The organism is Palleronia sp., assembly GCF_042089775.1.
Classification (GTDB): domain Bacteria; phylum Pseudomonadota; class Alphaproteobacteria; order Rhodobacterales; family Rhodobacteraceae; genus Palleronia.
Window position 1 is genome coordinate 1 of record NZ_JBELKF010000027.1, and the last position, 21,088, is coordinate 21,088.

The window sequence follows — 21,088 nt, forward strand, 5'->3', positions numbered from 1 at the left end:
CGCTGGACGTCACATTGGAGGCGATCGGCGCCCTGCACCCGATGATTGAAGGTCTTGGAGCGGGCCGGCTTGGATCCGTGGACATCTACCGCCTGCTACGCGGTCGACGCGACCACATGCCGTTCCTGACGCGCACCCTGCGCCGGTCGACGCGGCGCAGATCCCCGTTCCTGACGGCGGTCCTGTGCCGCGCTGTCACTTCGCGCCGCGATGCGCCGTCGTTCAAGAAGCAGCTGGATGCCGCCCTGGAGCAGATGAAGGCAGATGGCCCCCTGCCCGCAACCTTCCGGAAAGATTGAACCGGCAGGTCCCATAGGCTCGGCGATCCATCAAGACGCGGTTTGCAGCTGTCGGGCGATTCCCGACAGCGCCTTGTCCTTTCGGCGGGCCAGCACGTGGTTGCAGACCTTCAGCGCGAGACCCGGGTGTCCGCGCTCGACCGCATGATGCACGAGCTCTCGCTGATACCGGGGCAGATCCCGCCGCTTGCGGAGCAGGCGGTAGAACATCCGCCGATCCAGCCGATCTTCGATCGCGGCAACGGTGATCTCTTTCAGCGCACCCATCTGGTGCAGCGACGAACCCAATCGGTGGCCGAGCAGCGGACACGGCCAGTGGACAACGTTCTCGCCCGTGAACCGCGCCGCGTGCGCCGCGTCCGGGGCAACATATGGATCATAAAGAAGGTGCACGGCCTTCGCGGTGCGAGATGCGACCGCTGCATCACCGAACGGGCCGGAGAAGTCGCGATCCCATGCGGTCTTGTAGCGCACTTCCCAAGGGACGACCGACTTGTCGAGCGTCGATTGCGGCGACGTCACAAACACCGTCGCTCCCGGCGCCGCGGCCGAAAAGGCGGCGGCGCCATAGCCGCCCATGCTCGCCCCGTAGAAGATCACCCGCGCAAACCGGTCAAAGAAGCCCTCGCGCGACAGGCGCAGGAAAGCGTCGTCCACCGCGCTGTCGCGGAACCACGTCCAGCCGTCGGCCATCACGCCGAGCATCGACCACCCCTGCGCCTCAATAAAGGAATAGCCCCAGGGTCGGCGCTCTTCGCGTTTCTCCATCGCGATATCGAGGTTGTCGAACGTGACCACCAGCGTCTCTGAGCGGTCCTGGAAGAGAAGCGAATGATCGCCCAGATCCTCGTAGAACCCACGCTCGCCGGCCAGGTCGCGCGCGATGTCGGACCACTGGCCCGAGTTGCCGCTGGCGGGTGTGGCGGACAGAACCGCCCGGCCGAGACGATTCTTGGCCGGCTCGTTCAGCGTATGGCAGGTCCCGAATTCCTTGAGGAACGGATAGCTGCCCGAGCCCAGCTTGATGTCGAGAACCATCCGGCTCTGCCCGTGAAGCGCCTTCTGAAGAAACCCGCGCAAGTGCTTGATCTTGAGGTGCGATCCAAACCCATTCAGGGACGCGATGACGTCGTAGGGGCGCACCCTCTTGTCGGGGTGCGCCGCACGTATCGCCTCCGGATTGCCACCACTGGCGGCGACCGCTGAGGTGTAGGACCCCAGATCCTCGTCAGGCACGGCCATGCGCTGCCCCTCGGGGCCCAGGGCAACAAGGTCGATCTTGCAGCCGAACCGCTTTTGCAGCGCCGCGGTCAGTTCGGGCGCCGTGCCATTCAAGTCCGCCACCCGGTCCACGTCGTCGCGATCCAGCGCAGAGAGGATCTCTCGGATCTCGGTCTGCGTCACGCTCATGCTTCGACCGTCTCCTTCAGGACAAGGATCGTGGCCAGTTTCGCAGACTTGTCCAGTGTGTCCACCGACCCGAAGCGCCGCATGTAGGGGATGCCGCCGGACCCTTTGCGGATGTCCAGCACGATGCGGCCGTTCGGAGCAACCTGCCGCCCGAAGAACGCCTCGTAAGTCTTTGCCGGATAATGAAAACCGCAGGAGATGAGAGAGATTGCCAGATCCACCGTCCCAGCCTCTTCCACCGGCACCTTGTTCGGGTTGAGAGTGATGATCTTGCCGGCTGGCACCCCATTGGCTTCGAGGAACGCGCGTGCGGTGGACAGGTCGGCGTAGGCCGCTCCCTCGTCAGCAAAGCCGAAGTGCCGCCCTTCGTTGCTTTCGATGTCGATCAGAACCATTTCGGCCTGGTAGCGGTGGTAGAGCACCAGACTGGCAAGACCGTATCCGCACCCGATGTCGGCGATCCGGCTTGGCGGGTCTGTGTCCACGGCGTCGACAAACCGCTCGACATGCGTTCGAAGCCGTTCAAGTGCGACCGACAAAATGGTCTCGCGCTGGCTACGGGCCAGGTCAAGAAGGGGCGCGTCGTCGCCGGCGACCCAGGCACGAACGGCTGCACCCGAGTCGATCACCTCGGACCGCTGCAGGATCAGGTTGGCGACATCGACATCAGAGAACATCGAGAAGTCGATCTTCTCGGGCAGTTCGGCGCGCCGGGCCGCCTTGCTTGGCGGACGGTACCGGATCAGGCGACGCGTCGGCGCAGGGTCAATCCCATGGCGGTCGAGCATCTCAGCCAACCATGAGCCGGGCTGCGGCAGGCCACCTCGCTTGGCCGCCGCGTTACGGCAACGCCGCCCCCACAGGTGGACAGACAAGGTCTCTTCGCCAACAAGGGCCGCCACGCGGTCCCGACGGTCGCCCTTGAGCATGAGATGAGTGTCGGGCAAGGGCACCGGATAAATCACGTGGGGCGCCGCCGCGTGACTGATCTCCCCCGTTTCCCGCAGCATATGCGTCAGAAGGTCCGGACCCAGCACGCCCCACGGCAGCTCGGACACGTGGACGCCCTGTCCCGATGCCTTAACCTCGGTCAGCCTGGCGCGCCGCGCATCGGACAGCCAAGGCGGGATCGGATATGGGTCCTCCGCAAAGTCGGTCATTCGGCGCAGGGTCTCGGAGCCCTTGGCAAGACGCAGCACCCCGTTATTGACCTGCGCCACATCGCCCGCGATCCAGCCGTAGAATGGCGCGTCAGGCGCAATCTTCCAAGGACGGACGCAATAGGCGTCGGCGTCGGCCCAGATCAGGTCCGTCTCGTGCATCAGGCGCAGGCGGAAGATGTCCGCGTGGTAAGCTGGCGAGCCCGTCCTGGCGTGGCGCAGGATCTTGTCGCCCGGCATGATCTCGGCCGCCGGGGCCACGCGGACGCCATCTGGAACTCCGGCCACGTGCTCGTAGGTGAACAGCGTGACTGCGTGCCCCGCATCGACGAAACTCTGAAGGCAGAGCTGCTCGAGCCAGGTCAGCTCCGGGCCGATCCAGAGCGAGCCGATCTCAGGAAGAGTCATGGGAACGCCGTCCTCCACATCGCGGTGCATATCCTGACGCACCATTCGCACAATACTCCATCCACTCTCACGACGGCACCTGTTCGTCGGGCACTGTGAAAAAGAAGTCCGGCCGGTCGGCATAGTCCATCACCTCGTCCGGAATCACATCGGGACCGGCGAGAAAGACGTTCGAGCCGAAGCGGTCCAGCATCCGGCTGAGACGGCGCAGCCTCGGGCCGGTGATCTCGCGGTAGAAGGCGTCGTACTTCTCGGTCCGGCGCAGCGCGTCGATCTTATCGCGGTGCGCCGCGACGCAGGCACGGTGTTGCGCCGCGATCTCGGGGTCTGCCAGCAGACGGTCGTACTCCGCCCGTAGCCGCGGCAAAATCCGGTGGATCGAGCGGTCCTCTTCGGCGTTGAAGTTCATCCTAAACCAGTAATTCAGCCCCTGGTCACGATCCACGTGGTTCACTCGGCCCCGATCACGCTTGACCAGAAAGCTCTCGGCCGAGCGCAACGCGTAATGGTTCAGCGTTACTAGGTCGTAGCCGTAGGTCTCGACGGTGGAGCGCCAGGCGTTGCGATACGTCGTCTCGGGCATCGGCTCACCAGATCCGTTCACCCAGTTCACGTGCTCCACGAGTTGCGGCTTCAGCCCCTTTGGACGGTGTACCCCGAGCTTCTTGAAGATCCCGGTATTGCGGGTCAGCGTCTTGAAGCCCCACGCCTGATGGGGCTTGCGCACGTGGTGCGGAGCACAGGCGGTGAAGCGTTCGGTGATGAACTCGTCGCGGAACCCGTCCACGTCGCCATTCCCGAACAGCCGCCACGTCATCGAGATCATGTTGGCGTCCGGGACCGCGGCATAAAGGTCGCCAAGGCGCCCTTCGCCCACGTGGATGTTGATGAACTCGTCGCAATCCATGCAGACCACCCAGTCGAGCGCCTGGATTGCCGGCTCGGTCTCGGCCGCCTGCAGCGCGGCGTGCTGGGGCTTGAGATCGGTCTGACGGAAGGGGTTGTCGCGGTGCTGCAGGATGCCCTTCTCCTGCAACAGGTCCAGCATGGTGTCGGTGCCATCGGTGCAGTCATTGCTGTAGACGAGAAACGTCCCGACCCCGATGGCGCGGTGATAGGCGATCCACTCCAGGATGAAGGGACCCTCGTTCTTCATCGTGGTGACAATGCCGGTGGCGTTGGTGTCGCTTGTCGCGGACGGCTTCAACTTTTCGGTCGGCGGGCGCTGCGGAGTACCACCGAAGAAGGCCGGCAGCGTCTCGATGAGGCGTGCATCCTCGACCAGCGCGGTCTTGGGGACGATCTCGCTGACCTTTTCGGTCGGGTGACGCAGGGCGGCGCAGCGCCAGTAGAGCCGCGCGCGTTCCCCGGCATCGGCGCCGCCAACCCGCACCATGCGCCAAACTGCCCCCTTCGGCAGACGGTCGGGCGCGATGCACCAGCGAGGATTGCCTGGTGCGCCGTCGAAGCGCTCGCAGATATGATCAGCGAAACCAAGTGCCGCTGCGTCATCCACGCCCCAGGGATAGATCCGCCGCCCGGCCAGCGGCACGACGCCGTGGGGGCTGTTCTCAGCCATCTCGAACACGGTGGGGCGGCCCGGCGTGACAAGATCCGATACGTCCACGTTCAGCACCCCTCGCGCTTCGGCGAGGTAGAGCGCGCGGCAAAGCTCGAAGAAGATCATCTCGCCGAAGGTGGCGCGCCAGGGATCGGGAGCGGGCCTCTCCATCCGGTCCTTGCCCGGCGCGTCGGGGGCGTAAAACGGCAACCGCTCTTCGCCCTCCCCCGGCCGACCCAGCGGCTGATCGATGGTCAGAAGAACAACACGCACAATCCCCTCGACCGGCTGCGCCTCCAGCCGCGCGACGACATCCGCGGGATTGGCGCCGCTGCGATTCAAGACAAGCGCCGCCTCTAGCCCGTGGTGATGGGCGTGCCAGTTCAGCCAGCCCCGCAGCGCCCTGTCATCCTCGGCCATCCGCTGGGTCAGCGCCGAGCGCAGGCCGCGAAACAAGCCGCTTTCTGCGCGCGTCTCGGGCGCGAGGCGACGCTCGCCCGCCAAGGGCAGGACGCGCTGGTCGCCAACCCGGTCGGCGCGGCCAATGACTTGCACGCCAGACCCGATCGAGCGCAACTCTTTCACGGAAAAGCCGTCGGTGTTCGTGATCGCCTGCTTGGGAAAGCCCGCAGGAAAAAAGCAGGACACAACGTCGCCGTCGCCCGGCACCACCGCCCAAAGGCGGCCGCGCCCCACGTCGAGGGTCCGGACATGTCGATGTATTACGTCCACAGGGACAGCTCCTGGGATTGGGTCAGCGCGCACCCGCGAGGATACCGGCAAACCTTCTGAATGAGGATGGCGATTTGTAGACAATCTGACGGCGTTTCCCGAAGGCGTCGCGTCTTGGCACGGGTCACGCACAGTGGACGGCCGCCGCGGGACATCGTATCGGAACGGCATGGAAACGCTCACCATCCGCCGCCCCGACGATTGGCATCTGCATCTGCGCGACGGCGCCATGCTGAAGGCCGTCCTGCCCGAAACTTCGCGCCATTTCTCCCGCGCCATCGTCATGCCGAACCTCGTGCCCCCGGTGGTCACCGGGGCCGATGCCGCCGACTACCGCGACCGGATCCTTGCCGCCAAGCCGACCGGGTCGAAATTCCGGCCGCTGATGACGCTCTACCTGACCGAAGAGACCGAGGTGCGCGACCTGCGCGCCGCGGCCGAGGTCGGGCTGATCACGGCGGTGAAGCTCTATCCTGCCGGGGCCACCACGAACTCCGCCTCGGGCGTGCGCGACTTCGGCAAGGTGCGCCGGGTACTGGAGAACATGGCGCAGATCGGCCTGCCGCTGCTCGTCCACGGAGAGGTTGTCGACCCGGATGTCGATATCTTCGACCGCGAGGCTGTGTTCATCGACCGCATCCTCGACCCGATCCGCCGCGACATTCCTGGCCTGCGCGTGGTCATGGAGCACGTGACGACAAGCGATGCCGTGGACTACGTCACCGACGGCGGCCCTGACCTCGCCGCCACGATCACGGCGCATCACCTGGTCATCAACCGCAACCACATCCTCGCCGGCGGGATCAGACCGCACTACTACTGCCTGCCCGTCGCCAAGCGCGAGACGCACCGGCGGGCGCTGGTCGATGCGGCGACCTCTGGCGCGGGCTCCTTCTTCCTTGGCACCGACAGCGCGCCGCATCCCGATCACGCCAAGCTGCAGCCCTGCGGGTGCGCCGGCTGCTTCACCGCGACCAACACCCTGTCGATCCTCGCTGAAGTGTTCGAAATGATGGGCGCGCTGAACCGGCTGGAAGCTTTCACCTCGCTGAACGGCCCCGCCTTCTACCGCCTCCCTGTGAACGAGGGCACGATCACGCTGGAGAAGGGCGAGCCGGTCGACTACCCCGCCGCCATCGACACCGAAGACGGCTCCGTCACTGTCTTCGATCCCGGGATGCCCCTGCACTGGCGGGTGCGGGACGCCTAAAGCGGCTCGATGTCGCCCTCCGCGCGGGTGGCGTGAAAGTCGGCCTCCCACGCGGCGAAGCGGCCCTCGGATATGGCGGCGCGCATCTCGGCCATGATCTCCTGGAAGTAGTGCAGGTTGTGCCAGGTCAGCAGCATCCCCGAAATCATCTCGCCCGCGCGGAAGACGTGGTGCAGGTAGGCGCGGCTGTAACTGCGGCAGGCGGGGCATGTGCAGTGTTCGTCCAGGGGGCGCGGGTCGTCGGCGTGGCGGGCGTTCTTGATGTTGACCTGCCCGCGCCGCGTCCAGGCCTGCCCCGTCCGTCCCGAGCGTGAGGGCAGCACGCAATCCATCATGTCGACGCCGCGCTTCACGGCCCCCACGATGTCGTCCGGCTTGCCCACGCCCATGAGGTAGCGCGGCTTGTCCTCGGGCAGCATGCCGGGCGCGTAGTCGAGGCAGTCGAACATCGCCTCCTGCCCTTCGCCCACGGCAAGGCCGCCGATGGCATAGCCCTCGAACCCGATCTCGCGCAGGGCTTCGGCCGATTCCTGCCGCAGGTCCCGCTCGAGTCCCCCCTGCTGAATGCCGAACAGGGCGTGGCCGGGACGGTCGCCGAAGGCCGCGCGGGACCGGGCGGCCCAGCGCATCGACAGGCGCATCGACGATGCGATGCGGTCGCGGTCAGCCGGCAGCGCGGGGCACTCGTCGAAGGCCATCACGATGTCCGAGCCCAGAAGCCGCTGGATCTCCATCGACGTCTCGGGGCTCAGCCGGTGCTTCGAGCCGTCGATATGCGAGCGGAACGTCACCCCGTCTTCGTCCAGCTTGCGCAGCTCGGCCAGGCTCATCACCTGGAATCCGCCGGAGTCGGTCAGGATCGGCCGGTCCCAGTTCATGAAGCGGTGCAGTCCGCCCAACCGCGCGATCCGCTCGGCACCGGGGCGCAGCATCAGATGATAGGTATTGCCCAGCAGGATGTCGGCGCCGGTCTCGCGGACGCTTTCCGGCATCATCGCCTTCACCGTCGCAGCAGTGCCAACGGGCATGAAGGCGGGCGTGCGGATCTCGCCGCGGGGGGTGTCGATGCGACCCGTGCGGGCGGCACCGTCGGTCGCATGGAGCGTGAAGGTGAACTCGTTCATGGCGCCGGGACTTACGCCCCCTTGCGTGCGATGGGAAGCACCGCCGAGGCGTGCGCGGACCCGGGGCGCGGTCGCGTCGTTGTGATCCGAAGATTGTATCTCGGGTTGCAGGCCGCCGCAGGTTCGCGCAATTCCCCGGACCGAAACGCCCGCGACCGAAGCAGGAGAGCTGACGCATGACAGAACCGCTACGTCTTGGCTGGGAAGAATGGGTCGCCCTGCCCGATCTCGGGTTGCCGGCGCTGAAAGCCAAGGTCGATACCGGTGCCAAGACCTCGGCGCTTCATGCGTTCGAGATCGAGCCCTTCGGCCCCGCCTCGAACCCGAAGGTCCGGTTCCTGATGTATCCGGTTCCGCAGAAGCCGGACCTTGCCATCGCCTGTTCCGCCCCGGTGGTGGATCGCCGCGAGGTGACATCCTCGAACGGCGAGGCCGAGCTGCGCTACGTGATCGAGAGCAAGCTGCAACTCGACGGGCGTAGCTGGCCGGTCGAGTTGACGCTGACCGATCGCGGCTCGATGCAGTACCGAATGCTGATCGGCCGTCAGGGCATCCCCGAGGATGCCGTGGTCGCCCCGCAGGACAGCTTCTGCCAGCCCGAGCTGACCTATGACGTCTACTCCTCAGCCAAGGTGCGCGAAGTCGCCCCCGACCGGTCGCTGCGCATCGCCGTCCTCAGCCGCGAGCCCGACACCTACTCCACCCGCCGCCTCGTCGAAGAGGGCGAAAAGCGAGGCCACACGGTCGAGGTCATCGACACCCTGCGCTGCTACATGACACTGAACGCCATGGCGCCCGACATCTACTACGACGGCAAGCGCCTGCCCCGCTATGACGCCGTGATTCCCCGCGTCGGCGCCTCGATCACACCCTACGGCACCGCAATCGTGCGCCAGTTCGAGACGATCGGGACGTGGTGCCTGAACGGCTCTGCCGGGATCACCGCCAGCCGCGACAAGTTGCATGCCCACCAAGTGCTTGCCCGCCAGAAGATCGGAATGCCCGTGACCGCCTTCGCCTCGTCGCCGAAGGACACGGCGAACCTGATGAACATCGTGGGTTCCGCGCCGGTTATTGTGAAGCTGCTGGAATCGACCCAAGGCAAGGGGGTCGTGCTGGCCGAGACGAAAAAGGCCGCCGAAAGCGTGATCTCGGCGTTCCGGGGCCTCAAGGCGAACTTCTTGGTGCAGCAATTCGTCAAGGAGGCGAATGGCGAGGATATCCGCTGCATCGTCATGGGCGGCCGGGTCGAAGCCTCGATCAAGCGCAGCGCGGCGGCCGGCGAATTCCGGTCGAACCTCCACATGGGCGGCACCGCGTCGGCGGTCCGGATCACCAAGACCGAGCGCGAAACGGCGATCCGCGCCGCCCGGGCCTTCGGGCTGGGACTGGCGGGCGTGGACTTGCTCCGGTCCGATGACGGGCCGAAGGTGCTCGAGGTCAACAGCTCTCCCGGATTCGAGGGAGCCGAGACGGCAAGCGGCAAGAACCTGTGCGCCGCGCTCTACGACATGATCGAAAAGCGCGCCCGCCCGGCCCCGGCGCGCAAGCGGGGTCGATCCGGCCAATCGGGGTGAACGCAGAGCGCGACGAGACTTCGCGCAGGTTTGCGCCATATTCGCGCCATGACCATTCTTCGCGCCGCCGCCCTTGCCCTTTCATCCGTTCTGTTCTGCCTGCCGGCCGCCGCCCAACCCATCGGCGGCGCCGGATCCTCGCAATCCCAGGAGGACGGCGGCGTCGGGTCGCCATCGGGTGACGAACCGCCGGGCACGTGGTTTCCGGTCGAGACGCTGAACGAGGGACTGGCCCCGCCGCCGGATTGGGTCGACCGCCGGACGCCGCAGGGGTCGGTTGAGAGCTTCCTCGATGCCATCGACGCGAACGCGCCCGAGGTTGCCGCCCATATGCTCGACCTCAGCGGTATACCGGCCGAAGATCAGGCGAGGCGCGGACCGACCTTGGCGTCGCATCTCGCAGACGTTCTGGAACGTCGAGCGATCATCTCATGGCGACAGTTGCTTGAACGACCCGACTCCCTGGAGGCGCGGCAATCGTCGTCCGCCGCCATGGCCGGAAACCCGCGCCGTTCCCTTCTCATCGGTGTGCTGGATGAGGGTGATCGCGAGGCGGCGATCCGTCTGAACCGCGTGAAGCCGTCGGACGGAGAACCCGTTTGGGTGTTCTCGCAGCGGACCGTCTCGCAGATCCCGTCGCTTTATGAACGCTACGGGCCGAACGAGTTCGAAAAGGGCCTGCCGATGTGGCTCAAGCGGGAGACCGTGTTCGGCACGCGGGTGCTCGAGACGATCGGCCTTCCGCTCATCATCATTGGTGCAGGTTTTGCGGGATGGTTGTCCTACAAGATCTTCGACCTGCTGTCTCGAAGAGCCACGGGCTATTGGTCTCGCGTCGCACTCCGGGCGGTCCGGTGGCCGCTGATCATCATCGTCACGACGTCTGTCGTACTCGTCCTTGCGTTGAACGTGCTAACCGTGTCGGGCGCGGTCGCCTCGGTCCTGACGCCGGTGACGCTGATTGCCTACGTGGTCGCCATCCTCATGTTCACGATGTCGCTTCTGGACACCGCGCTGGATCGCATCGTCACCTTCGACGCCTCGCGTCTGTCCGATCCAGACAATTCAACCGTCCGCAACTATGCCACCCTCATGACGGCGGCCCGGCGTGCGGCGATCGTTTTGGGGTGCATCGCCGGTCTCGGGATCGTGCTGGCCTCGGCCAATGTATTCCGCTCGCTCGGGTTCTCGCTTCTCGCCTCGGCCGGCGCCCTCACCTTGATCATCGGCTTTGCGGCGCGGCACGTCCTGGGCAACATCCTGGCGAGCCTTCAGATCGCCATGAACCGCTCGGCCCGGATCGGCGACCTGATCATCTTCCAAGGGGTTTTCAGCACGGTGGAGCGCATTCACTTCACCTATATCCAGTTGCGCACCTGGGACGACAATCGCGTGGTCGTGCCGGTCAGCGACTTCATCAGCGACAAGTTCGAGAACTGGTCGATGGAATCGGGCGGCAAGATCTGCTGGAACAAGATGACGCTGCACCAGCACGCGGATATCGACGCGATTCGCGAAGCGTTCCTTGATCTCGCCGAAGAAGAGCCCGAGGTCACCAAGGACGACGATTGCAAGGTCCTGATCCTCGGTCATGACGCCTTCGGGATCACGATCCGGTTCCAGTACCGCGTCGAGAATCCGAGCAAGGTCTGGCCCATGCAATGCGCCATGGGCGAGCGGATCCTGAAGGAGTGCCAGCGGATCGAGAACGAAAGCGATCGGAAGATGCTTCCGGAAAGCGGGCTGGGCGACATGCGCGACTGACCCTCTGGACTGTCCGGCCGCCAATTCCTATGTGATCCTAGGACGATCGAGGGGAATTCGCATGTCAGACCAGCTGGAAGGGGCGCCGCTGATCAAGCCGTCCACCACCGACCATCCTCTGCACGAGCAGATCGTCGAGGCGTGCCGCACGGTGTACGACCCCGAGATCCCCGTGAACATCTACGACCTGGGTCTCGTCTATACGATCCTGATCAACGACGAGAACGAGGTCAGCGTGATCATGACGCTCACCGCGCCCGGCTGTCCCGTGGCCGGCGAGATGCCCGGCTGGGTCGCCGAGGCGATCGAGCCCCTGCCCGGTGTCAAGCAGGTGGATGTCGACATCACGTGGGATCCGCCCTGGGGCATGGACATGATGTCCGACGAGGCGCGCCTCGAACTCGGCTTCATGTAGGCGGCTTGCGGCGCAGCAGCGCCAAGAGCGCGCGCAGCCAGCACCGGACCGAGCGGCGGGAACTTTCTCGAGCCAGCCGCTCGGCGATCATCAAGCGTTCGACCTCATAGCCGCTGAGCGGCTGCGGGTCACGGCGGTAGAATGGTGTCCGGGTCATGTCAGGGCCTCCGTTTCACCATTCTGCTCTACCGCGCCTGCGCCGGCTTTCCGTCGGCCGGTCCGGCAACTAAACTTGCAGATATGCAAAGCGTGAACTGGGATGACCTGCGCCTCTTCGCCGCCGTGTCGCGGTGCGGTGCCTTGCGCGATGCGGCAGTCGAAACCGGGCTCAGCCCCACAACCCTGTCCCGGCGCCTGCGGGCGCTCGAGGACCGGATCGGCGAGGCGCTGTTCCTTCACGGTGCGGACGGATATGCGCTGACGCCTGCCGGGCAGACGCTCGCCCGGCGCACGGCCAGAATGGAGCGGGAGGCCACGGGAATCGGCCGCCCCGCCAATGCCCGCGTGCGGATCACCGCCGGAACCTGGACCATGATCGACCTTGCCGATCACCTGACAGACTTCTGGCGCCCGGGCTTGGGATGGACACCGGATTTCGTTCAGTGCGACCGGGTGCTCGATATCGGCCGCCGCGAGGTCGAGATCGGCATCTGCAACGCGGTGCCCGACTGCCCGTGGCTCGCGGGCCGGCGCGTCGGCTTCGTGGACTACGCGATCTATGCGGCCGCCCCCGAGGTGACCGGATGGATCGGCCCCGCCGAAGGAAGCTTCGTCACGCGGTCCCAACGGTGGATGCTCGACCGTCACGGCGCGGACGTCACGGCCCGCGCCAACAGCGGCCCGGTCGCCGCCGCAATGGCCGAGGCAGGCCTCGGCCGGATCGTGCTGCCGGTCTTCGCCGCCAAGCGCCGCGCCGGCCTGATCCGCGTCGGAGAGCCGATCCCCGAGCTGCGAAGCGAAGAATGGCTGGTTGCGCATCACGAGGGGCGATCCGTGCCCGCGGTGCGCCGGGCGCTTGCTGGCCTTGCCCGATATTTGCGGACACATCCGAAGGGTTAGCAGGCGCTGACGCACGGGTCGCGCGCAGCGGCCCGTCGTCGTTCCCCTCAGCCTTTCAGGAAGTCGATCAGGTCCCGGTTGAGCTGTTCGGCGTGGGTGGCGGTGAGGCCATGCGGGGCGCCATCGTATTCCTTCAACGTCGCATCCTTGATGGCTGCGGCGGCAGCGCGGCCGGACGTGTCGATCGGCACAACCTCGTCGCCGGTGCCGTGGACGATCAGCGTAGGGATGTCGAAAGCCGCCATGTCTCGGCGCAGGTCGGTGTGGCCGAAGGCGTCGACACAATCGAGCGTGGCTTTGGGCGACGCCATCATTGCCATCGCCCACGTCCAGTGCAGAACCCCTTCTGAGACGCCGCCGGCCGCCGTTTCGTTGCCGTAGAAGCCGGGAAAGAAGTCGCGCATGAAGTTGGGGCGGTCCTTCTTGATGGCGTCCTTCATTTGCGTGAAGACATCCTCACCGACACCGTTCGGGTTGTCATCCGTCTTCTTCATGAACGGCGCGATGGACGACACCAGCACCGCCTGCCGCAGCTTTGTGGTGCCGTGGCGCGAGACATAGCGTGCGACCTCGCCTCCGCCCATGGAGAAGCCGACGAGGCTCACATCGCGCAGGTCGAGCGCCTCCATCACGCTCGCCAGGTCGTCGGCCATCGTGTCGTAGTCGTATCCCTTGAAGGGCTGACCCGACCGGCCGAACCCTCGGCGATCGTAAAAGATGACGCGATAGCCCGCCTCGGTCAGGGCGACGGCTTGGTGCTCCCAGCTGTCCGAGTTGAGCGGCCAGCCGTGGATCAGCACGACCGGGCGCCCCTCGCCCCAGTCCTTGACGAAAAGCTCGGTCTTGTCGGTGGTTTGCACGATGGGCATGGGTGTCGGTCCTTTTTCCCGATTGTCAGGGTCCGGGACCAACACCATGCGCGGCCGTGTCGTTCCGCCGGACTACTGGACCTTCACCCAGGTTTGGCTCTTGCAGATCAACCCGCCCGCCACGCAGCCCGACAGGGTCATCTGGTTGCCGCTGACCGCAGCCTTGCCCGAATAGACCTTGTCATTGGACGGGCGGTACACCTCGCCGGTGTACCGGCCGTCGCCTTTTGGAACCATCGACCGGACGATCTGCACGCCGTCCGTCGGCGACTGCACCGGCGTGCCGCTGGTGTCGAAAGTTCGCATCTTGGTGCCGCAGAACCCGTTGCCGCAAGCCGTGATCTGGATGTGGCCGACGCGCCCTTCGTCGGGCTGGGTCTGCCAGGTTCCTTCGATCGGGTCGGCGGCCGCCATGCCGGCAAGGGTGAAGGTCGCCGCGAGGGCGATGAGCATGCGTTTCAAGTGTGTCTCCTCCCATGAAATCTTCTTGATGCTTGCTCAATCCGCGGCGCCGACAAAGCGTGACGTTGGGTCGGCTTGGCAAGGCTGCCGCACGATGACAGAAGGCGCGCAAAAGCCCATGCTCCGGAGAGCGCCATGATCCTCTACCCAGCCATCGACCTCAAGGACGGCCAATGCGTGCGCTTGCTGCGCGGCGACATGAACGCGGCCACCGTGTTCGGCGAAGACCCGGCCGCCCAGGGGGTGACGTTCCAGCAGGCGGGATGCGAGTGGCTGCACCTCGTGGATCTGAACGGCGCGTTCGAGGGCAAGCCGATCAACGGCGCAGCGGTCGATGGCATCCTGAAGCGCGTGGACGTGCCATGCCAGCTGGGCGGCGGCATCCGCGACATGGACACCATCGACATGTGGCTCGACAAGGGCCTCGCGCGGGTGATCCTCGGCACGGTGGCGGTCGAGAACCCGGACCTCGTGCGGCAGGCCGCCGCCAAGCATCCCGGACGTGTCGCCGTGGGGCTGGATGCACGGAACGGCCGCGTCGCCACGCGCGGCTGGGCCGAAGAGACCGACATGCAGGTCACCGACCTTGCGCGCAGCTTCGAGGACGCGGGCGTGGCGGCGATCATCTACACCGACATCGATCGGGATGGCGCGATGGCGGGTCCGAACGTGGAGGCGACCGAAGCGCTTGCCCGCGCCGTGTCGATCCCGGTCATCGCGTCCGGTGGCGTATCGTCAATGGCGGATCTCACGACTCTGCGCGACACGGGCGTGATTGCCGGCGCGATCTCGGGCCGGGCCATCTATGACGGGGCGATCGACCTTGCTCGGGCGCTTCACGCGCTGCGCAGCTAGGCCTTTCCTCAGACGATGCGGCGCGGGTGGGTGAAGACCTCGAACGCACCGCCGCGGGCAAGCGCCACGAGCGTCAGGTCGGCCGCCTCGGCAGCCGCGACGGCCGCGCGCGTGGGGGTCGAGACGGCGACGAGTATGGGGCAGCCCGCGGTCGCCGTCTTCTGCACGAGATCGATGGATACCCGGCTCGACAGGACGATAGCACCGGCAGCCGCATCCTTTCCCGCCCGAAGCACCGCTCCGCACACCTTGTCGAGCGCGTTGTGCCGCCCGACATCCTCGCGCACGGTTCCGACGCCTCGGCCCGGCTGCAGAAACCCAGCCGCGTGCAACCCCCGGCAGTGAGCGCTGCGGGATTGCGCCGTGCGCAGCATATCGGTCGCGCGGGCGATGTCGGATGCCGGTATCGCGCCCCCAGCGTCGACCCGCGGCAAAGGGCGCGTCGCCTCTTCGAGGCTTTCGATACCGCACAGGCCGCACCCCACCGGGCCGACCCGCTCACGGCGCCGTGCGGCAAGGGCTTCGGCCCGGTCTGACGTCAGCCAGAACCGCGCCTCGATTCCGTTCGCGCCGTGGTCGACGGTGTCAAACTGCTCGACCTCCGCCCGGCCCGAAACGATTCCTTCTGTCCAGGTGAAGCCCCAGGCGAAATCCTCGATGTCGTGCGGAGAAGCCATCATTACCGCCTGACTGGACCCGTTGCAGGTGATGGCGACCGGCACCTCGTCGGGCAATCCGCGAGGCGCTGCGGCTTGGGTCGGTGGAACAAGGGCCAATTGGGCCATCCGGCGTCTCTCCCCTTCGTTCATCAGACAAGCAACTGGCGAGCCCTGCGGTTCCGGCGAAGATTGCCGCGTCTCCCCTGCATCTTTTTGAGGGTCCGGCCGTTGAACCTGCGAGTCATGAAGAGGAAGGTGTCTCGATGTCACACGACGAGGACAAGCAGCATACCGATCAGCCGGGCAAGGTCGGACCCGCCGGAGGTTGGGGGTCGATGCGCGGCATGACAGAACTGTTCGGCAGGTCGTGGCCGACGCCAGGCGTGATCGAGACGCTCGGCCGGCAAAACAAGCCCGGCGGGTTCATGTGCGCCTCGTGCGCGTGGTCCAAGCCGCCGAACTACAGCCACTTCGAATTCTGCGAGAATGGCGCCAAGAAGACCCTGTGGGAGTCGACCTCGGCGCGGTGCACGCCCGCGTTCTGGGACGACCACACCGTCACCGAATTGCTCGACTGGACTGATCACCAGCTGGAATCGACGGGACGTTTGACCCAGCCGTTGCGCTATGACCCCGATACCGACCGCTATGTCGAGGTGTCGTGGGAGGAAGCCTTCGACGGCATTGCCGAGGTGCTGAAGGACCTGCCGCGCGAGAGCGTCGTCTTCTACGCATCAGGCCACGCGGGTCTCGAAGCATCGTACCTCTGGGCGCTGCTGGCCCGGCTATACGGCAACAACAACCTGCCGCAATCGTCGAACATGTGTCATGAGACGACGAGCGTGGGCCTGAAGAAGGTCATTGGCTCGCCCGTGGGCACCGTAATCTGGGAGGATCTGGCCGAAACCGACTGCTATTTCTTCTTCGGTCAGAACCCCGGCAGCAACTCGCCCCGCTTCCTCCACCCCTTGAGGGACGCTAAGGAGCGCGGCGCGAAGATCGTCACCTTCAACCCGATCCGCGAGCAGGGCCTCGTCTCTTTCGTAGACCCGCAGAACCCGACGGCGATGCTGACGGGCGAAGAGACGAAGATCTCCGACCAGTATCACCAGCTGAGGGCGGGCAGCGACATCGCGGCGATCCTAGGGATCTGCAAGGCGGTGATTGAGGCCGACGATGCCGCCCGCGCCGAGGGGCGCGAGGGTCCGATCGACTGGCCGTTCATCGAAGAGCACACGATCGGCTTCGACACCTTCATTGACCGCGCCCGCACTGCAGAATGGAAAACCATCACGGATGAATGCGGCCTAACCGAAGCCGATCTTCGCGACGCGGCGCAGGTCTACATGGAGGCCGAGCGGGTGATCGGCGTCTACGGCATGGGGCTGACGCAGCAGGCCGGAGGCGCCGACAACGTCGCGATGCTGGTCAACCTGCTGCTCCTGCGCGGCAATATCGGCCGCACGGGCGCGGGCGTCTGCCCTGTCCGCGGACATTCCAACGTGCAGGGGCAGCGCACCGTCGGCATCGCGGAGAAGACCAATCTCGTCCCCATGGACAAGCTTCGCGAGCTCTTCGATTTCGATCCGCCCGAAAAGGACGGCACCCACATCGTCGATGCGGTCGAAGGCATCCTCGACGGCAGCGTGCGCGCGATGCTCAACCTGGGCGGCAACCTGGTGCGCGCGGTGCCGGATACCGGCCGCATCCAGGATGCCTGGCGCGAGCAGGACCTGACCGTCTCGATCTCGACCAAACTCAACCGAAGCCACCTCCACCCCGGCAAGCGGTCCTACATCCTGCCTTGCCTTGCGCGGTCCGAAGTCGACGAGCAGGCCACCGGCAACCAGTACATCTCGACCGAGGACAGCTTCTCGCTTATCCATGGCTCCATCGGCCACCGTTCCCCCGCATCCGAACACCTGAAATCCGAACTCGCCATCGTTGCCGGGATCGCCGAGCGCGTGACAGAGCCGAACGCCCATCGTCCCTGGCGCGACTGGGTGGCCGACTACGGCAAGGTGCGTGACCTGATCGAAGCGACCTATCCCGACGATTTCCGCGATTACAACAAGCGCATGAACCAGCCCGGCGGCTTCTGGCGCGAGAATCCCGCCCACTTCCGCAAGTGGCAGACGGAAAGCGGCAAGGCGCAATTCACCACGCCCGACCGGCTGAATGCGCTGGCGTTCGAACGGATCGAGGGACGGTACACGCTGATGACCATGCGCTCGAACGACCAGTTCAACACGACGATCTACGGCCATTCGGACCGCCTGCGCGGGATCGAAGGGACGCGAGACGTCGTCCTGATGAACGAGGCCGACATGGCCCGCGAAGGGCTGGAGCACGGGGATCGCGTGGCCCTCGTCGGCGATGCCGGCGACGGAATCGAACGGCGCCTCGGCGCGCTGTCGGTGATCCGCTTCGAGATCCCCGAGGGCACGGTCGGCTCGTATTATCCCGAAGCAAATGTCCTGATGCCCCTGTCGCTGCACGACGCGGCCTCGAAAACGCCAGGGTCAAAAGGCGTGCCGGTGCGGATCGAGCGGGACGAGGCGGCCTGACAGGTTCGCGCGGCAGCAGCGAATACTTGTTCCCCGCGCGCGTCGCGGCTACTGAAGCGCCATGTTGAAAACCCGCATCATTCCCTGCCTCGACGTGGCTGATGGCCGCGTGGTCAAGGGCGTCAATTTCGTGGACCTGCGCGATGCAGGCGACCCCGTGGAAGCCGCGCGCGCCTATGACGCCGCCGGCGCGGACGAACTGTGCTTTCTCGACATCCACGCCACGCATGAAAATCGCGGCACGATGTTCGACCTCGCTCGCCGGACTGCGGAACAGTGTTTCATGCCGCTGACCGTCGGCGGCGGCGTGCGGACGGCCGATGACGTGCGCAACCTGCTGCTGGCTGGTGCCGACAAGGTCTCGTTCAATTCGGCCGCCGTCGCCAATCCGGACGTTGTTGCCGATTCCGCCGACCGCTTCGGCGCGCAATGCATCGTCGTCGCAATCGACGCCAAGACGGTGGAGCCCGGTCGATGGGAGATCTTCACCCATGGCGGCCGCAAGCCTACCGGCATCGACGCGGTCGAGTTTGCCCAGAACGTCGTGGCCAAGGGTGCTGGAGAGATCCTGCTGACCTCGATGGACCGGGACGGTACGCGGTCCGGCTTCAACCTTCCGCTGACCCGCGCGATCTCGGACGCGGTGTCGGTCCCGGTAATCGCGAGCGGCGGCGTCGGCACGCTCGACCACCTCGTCGAAGGCGTGACCGAAGGCGGCGCGTCGGCGGTTCTGGCCGCGTCGATCTTCCACTTCGGCGACTACACCATCGGCGAGGCCAAGGCGCACATGGCCGCCGCCGGCATTCCCGTGAGGCTCGCATGAAGGACGATCACGCCCTCGCCCGTCTCGCCGCGACGATCGAGCTGCGCAAGGGCGCGGACCCGGATGAAAGCTGGACGGCCAAACTGCTGGCGAAGGGCCCCGAAAAGGCGGCCGAAAAGTTCGGCGAAGAAGCCGTCGAGGCGATCATCGAAGCGGTAAAAGGCGATCGGGCGCGGCTGACCTCGGAGGCAGCCGATGTGCTCTATCACCTGATGGTCATGTGCGCAACGCGCGACGTGACGCTGGCTGATATCGACGCCGAATTGACCCGCCGCGAAGGTCGCTCCGGCCTCGACGAAAAGGCATCGCGTTAGCTGGCTCGGTTGTCGGCGGTCCAGTCCATGATCACCGGGGTGCGATCTCCCAGGACGTAGCGGTACAGCACCGCCGGATAAAGCTGGTGCTCCATCGTCAGGACGCGCGCGGCGAGGGTCGCAGGATCGTCCCCCTCGAGCACCGGCACGCGCGCCTGGCCCAGGATCGGCCCTGCGTCGAGATCCGGGATCACCTCGTGGACCGTGCAGCCGACATCGCGCTCACCGGCCTCGAGGGCGCGGGCGTGGGTCCGAAGGCCCCGGTAACTCGGCAGAAGCGACGGGTGGATGTTCAGCATCCGCCCTTCCCATTCCGCTATGAAGTCGCCGGTCAGGATCCGCATGAAGCCGGCAAGGCAGATCACATCCGGCCGTGCGGCGCGAAGGGGGCCGGACAAGGCCGCCTCGAACGCCGCACGGTCCCCGGCGAAGGGACGATGATCCACCGCGGCCGTCGCGATCCCCCAGTTCCGTGCCCGCACGAGACCGCCCGCGTTCGGATCGTTCGACAACACCAGGCAGGGCCGCGCGGGGTGATCGCCCGTCATGCTCTGCACGAGGCGGGCCATGTTCGACCCGCCGCCCGAAAGGAGGATGGCGACGCGCTTCACAGGGCGCCGACGGTGGTCATGCCCGCGCCTTTGGCAACGCGGCCGATCCGGTGGACCGTCTGACCCTCGGCCTCGAAGGCTGCGGTCGCCTCGGCGGCGCCGTCCACGGGGACGACGACAACGAACCCGATGCCACAGTTGAAGGCCCGGAGCATCTCGGCCTCGCTGACCCCTCCCTGCTGGCGCAGCCATGTAAAGACCGGCGGAAGCTCCCACGCGCCGAGGTTGATCTCGGCCCCGAGTTCGTCCGGCAGCACGCGCGGCAGGTTCTCGACCAAGCCGCCGCCGGTGATGTGGGCAAAGGCATGGGCGCCGGCCTCGATGGCGCCGAGCGCACCCTTGACGTAAAGCGCCGTCGGCGTCAGCAGCGCAGCGCCGAGCGTCGTGCTTTCGTCCCACGGGCAGGTGTCGGACCAGGCGAGGCCTGCACGCTCGACGATCCGGCGGACCAGCGAAAAGCCGTTGGAATGGACACCGCTGCTTTCGACGCCGAGGATTACGTCCCCGTCCACCACGCCGGTGGGCAGCGCCCTGCCCCGCTCCATCGCGCCGACGGCAAAGCCGGCAAGATCGAAGTCGCCGCCGTGATACATGCCCGGCATCTCGGCCGTCTCGCCCCCGATCAGCGCGCAACCCGACCGGGCGCAGCCTTCGGCGATGCCTTCGACTACGCGCGCGGCGGCCTCGGCATCCAGCTTGCCCGTCGCGAAATAGTCGAGAAAGAACAGGGGCTCGGCGCCCTGGCAAACGAGATCGTTGACGCACATCGCGACGAGGTCGATGCCGACCTGCCCGACCTCGCCCGTGTCGATGGCGATGCGCAGCTTTGTGCCGACACCGTCCGTCGCAGCCACAAGAACAGGGTCGCTGAAGCCGGCCGCCTTAAGATCGAAGAGCGCACCAAAGCCGCCAAGCCCCGACATCGTGCCGGGCCGCTTGGTGCGTGCGGCTGCCGGCTTGATCCGCTCGACAAGGTCATTACCGGCCGCGATGTCCACGCCCGCAGCGGCATAGGTCAGTCCGTCGTCTTTATCGGTCATGGCAGCCCCCGGAATATGTGCCGCGGCGTTATCGCGGAACGGGCTTTGCCGCAAGTCGGGCGCTTCCCCTGCCCGCGCAGCTCTGCTAAGGGCGGGGCAGACGGGCCTGTAGCTCAATTGGTTAGAGCAGAGCGCTCATAACGCTTTGGTTGGGGGTTCAAGTCCCTCC

19 protein-coding genes, 1 tRNA gene and 1 pseudogene are annotated in these 21,088 nt (G+C 66.1%); 11 read left to right on the forward strand and 10 right to left on the reverse strand.

Features of this window, described 5'->3' with window-relative positions:
* Positions 1-299: pseudogene (locus ACFDS3_RS08865) on the forward strand (hypothetical protein); the annotation flags it as partial.
* Between the two features lie 30 nt (positions 300-329).
* On the opposite strand, the gene ACFDS3_RS08870 reads toward ACFDS3_RS08865, so the two are convergent.
* The 3 genes from ACFDS3_RS08870 to ACFDS3_RS08880 form a co-directional block, all read right to left on the reverse strand.
* Positions 330-1,709: a hypothetical protein gene (locus tag ACFDS3_RS08870; RefSeq protein ID WP_375261995.1), complete on the reverse strand. Its 1,380-nt coding sequence runs from the start codon at positions 1,707-1,709 to the stop codon at positions 330-332.
* On the reverse strand, positions 1,706-3,277 hold the full coding sequence (locus tag ACFDS3_RS08875) for a class I SAM-dependent methyltransferase (RefSeq protein WP_375261996.1): 1,572 nt from the start codon (positions 3,275-3,277) through the stop codon (positions 1,706-1,708). Before ACFDS3_RS08875 ends, ACFDS3_RS08870 begins: the two co-directional genes overlap by 4 nt.
* Positions 3,278-3,344: 67 nt before the next feature.
* Complete coding sequence (locus ACFDS3_RS08880) at positions 3,345-5,570, reverse strand: glycosyltransferase family 2 protein (protein WP_375261998.1); 2,226 nt, start codon at positions 5,568-5,570, stop codon at positions 3,345-3,347.
* Positions 5,571-5,739: 169 nt separating this feature from the next.
* Here ACFDS3_RS08880 and pyrC point away from each other — a divergent pair, with 169 nt between their 5' ends.
* Positions 5,740-6,780, forward strand: coding sequence for a dihydroorotase (pyrC, locus tag ACFDS3_RS08885; protein ID WP_375261999.1), 1,041 nt, complete (start codon positions 5,740-5,742; stop codon positions 6,778-6,780).
* Here the strand turns inward: pyrC and tgt are convergent.
* The gene (tgt, locus tag ACFDS3_RS08890; RefSeq protein ID WP_375262000.1) at positions 6,777-7,904 is read right to left on the reverse strand and encodes a tRNA guanosine(34) transglycosylase Tgt; all 1,128 of its coding nucleotides are present in this window, start codon (positions 7,902-7,904) and stop codon (positions 6,777-6,779) included. The genes pyrC and tgt overlap by 4 nt on opposite strands.
* A gap of 176 nt (positions 7,905-8,080) precedes the next feature.
* Between tgt and rimK the strand changes: the two genes are divergently transcribed.
* The 3 genes from rimK (at position 8,081) to ACFDS3_RS08905 (ending at position 11,660) form a co-directional block, all read left to right on the forward strand.
* Positions 8,081-9,481 carry a 30S ribosomal protein S6--L-glutamate ligase gene (rimK, locus tag ACFDS3_RS08895; RefSeq protein WP_375262001.1) on the forward strand — a complete coding sequence of 467 codons (1,401 nt, stop codon included), beginning with the start codon at positions 8,081-8,083 and terminating at the stop codon, positions 9,479-9,481.
* 48 nt (positions 9,482-9,529) lie between these two features.
* Positions 9,530-11,245, forward strand: coding sequence for a mechanosensitive ion channel family protein (locus ACFDS3_RS08900; protein ID WP_375262002.1), 1,716 nt, complete (start codon positions 9,530-9,532; stop codon positions 11,243-11,245).
* A 61-nt stretch (positions 11,246-11,306) separates the two neighbouring features.
* Complete coding sequence (locus ACFDS3_RS08905; protein ID WP_375262003.1) at positions 11,307-11,660, forward strand: SUF system Fe-S cluster assembly protein; 354 nt, start codon at positions 11,307-11,309, stop codon at positions 11,658-11,660.
* Here the strand turns inward: ACFDS3_RS08905 and ACFDS3_RS08910 are convergent.
* Complete coding sequence (locus tag ACFDS3_RS08910) at positions 11,653-11,817, reverse strand: hypothetical protein (RefSeq protein ID WP_375262004.1); 165 nt, start codon at positions 11,815-11,817, stop codon at positions 11,653-11,655. The genes ACFDS3_RS08905 and ACFDS3_RS08910 overlap by 8 nt on opposite strands.
* A gap of 92 nt (positions 11,818-11,909) precedes the next feature.
* Between ACFDS3_RS08910 and ACFDS3_RS08915 the strand changes: the two genes are divergently transcribed.
* Complete coding sequence (locus ACFDS3_RS08915) at positions 11,910-12,719, forward strand: LysR family transcriptional regulator (RefSeq protein WP_375262005.1); 810 nt, start codon at positions 11,910-11,912, stop codon at positions 12,717-12,719.
* Positions 12,720-12,766: 47 nt separating this feature from the next.
* On the opposite strand, the gene ACFDS3_RS08920 is transcribed toward ACFDS3_RS08915, so the two are convergent.
* Both ACFDS3_RS08920 and ACFDS3_RS08925 read right to left on the reverse strand, forming a co-directional pair.
* Positions 12,767-13,588, reverse strand: a complete 822-nt coding sequence (locus ACFDS3_RS08920; protein WP_375262006.1) for an alpha/beta fold hydrolase — start codon at positions 13,586-13,588, stop codon at positions 12,767-12,769.
* Positions 13,589-13,660: 72 nt separating this feature from the next.
* A complete protein-coding gene (locus ACFDS3_RS08925; RefSeq protein WP_375262014.1) occupies positions 13,661-14,041 on the reverse strand; it encodes a DUF2147 domain-containing protein in 381 nt (126 codons plus the stop codon).
* A gap of 144 nt (positions 14,042-14,185) precedes the next feature.
* Between ACFDS3_RS08925 and hisA the strand changes: the two genes are divergently transcribed.
* Complete coding sequence (gene hisA / locus ACFDS3_RS08930; protein WP_375262007.1) at positions 14,186-14,905, forward strand: 1-(5-phosphoribosyl)-5-[(5-phosphoribosylamino)methylideneamino]imidazole-4-carboxamide isomerase; 720 nt, start codon at positions 14,186-14,188, stop codon at positions 14,903-14,905.
* 8 nt (positions 14,906-14,913) lie between these two features.
* Here hisA and fdhD read toward each other — a convergent pair whose 3' ends face one another.
* Entirely contained in the window at positions 14,914-15,690 is a 777-nt protein-coding gene (fdhD, locus tag ACFDS3_RS08935) for a formate dehydrogenase accessory sulfurtransferase FdhD (RefSeq protein WP_375262008.1), read from the reverse strand.
* A gap of 137 nt (positions 15,691-15,827) precedes the next feature.
* Here fdhD and ACFDS3_RS08940 point away from each other — a divergent pair, with 137 nt between their 5' ends.
* From ACFDS3_RS08940 to ACFDS3_RS08950, 3 genes are all read left to right on the forward strand, one after another.
* Positions 15,828-18,131: an FdhF/YdeP family oxidoreductase gene (locus ACFDS3_RS08940; protein ID WP_375262009.1), complete on the forward strand. Its 2,304-nt coding sequence runs from the start codon at positions 15,828-15,830 to the stop codon at positions 18,129-18,131.
* A 61-nt stretch (positions 18,132-18,192) separates the two neighbouring features.
* On the forward strand, positions 18,193-18,954 hold the full coding sequence (gene hisF, locus ACFDS3_RS08945) for an imidazole glycerol phosphate synthase subunit HisF (RefSeq protein ID WP_375262010.1): 762 nt from the start codon (positions 18,193-18,195) through the stop codon (positions 18,952-18,954).
* Positions 18,951-19,268 (forward strand): phosphoribosyl-ATP diphosphatase, encoded by a 318-nt coding sequence (locus tag ACFDS3_RS08950; RefSeq protein ID WP_375262011.1) that lies wholly within the window; start codon positions 18,951-18,953, stop codon positions 19,266-19,268. The genes hisF and ACFDS3_RS08950 overlap by 4 nt, the downstream gene beginning before the upstream one ends.
* Here the strand turns inward: ACFDS3_RS08950 and purN are convergent.
* Both purN and purM read right to left on the reverse strand, forming a co-directional pair.
* Positions 19,265-19,879 (reverse strand): phosphoribosylglycinamide formyltransferase, encoded by a 615-nt coding sequence (purN, locus tag ACFDS3_RS08955; RefSeq protein ID WP_375262012.1) that lies wholly within the window; start codon positions 19,877-19,879, stop codon positions 19,265-19,267. The two genes, ACFDS3_RS08950 and purN, sit on opposite strands and share 4 nt — an antisense overlap.
* Positions 19,876-20,919: a phosphoribosylformylglycinamidine cyclo-ligase gene (purM, locus tag ACFDS3_RS08960; protein WP_375262013.1), complete on the reverse strand. Its 1,044-nt coding sequence runs from the start codon at positions 20,917-20,919 to the stop codon at positions 19,876-19,878. The genes purN and purM overlap by 4 nt, the downstream gene beginning before the upstream one ends.
* A gap of 110 nt (positions 20,920-21,029) precedes the next feature.
* Between purM and ACFDS3_RS08965 the strand changes: the two genes are divergently transcribed.
* Positions 21,030-21,088: transfer RNA gene (locus ACFDS3_RS08965), tRNA-Met, on the forward strand.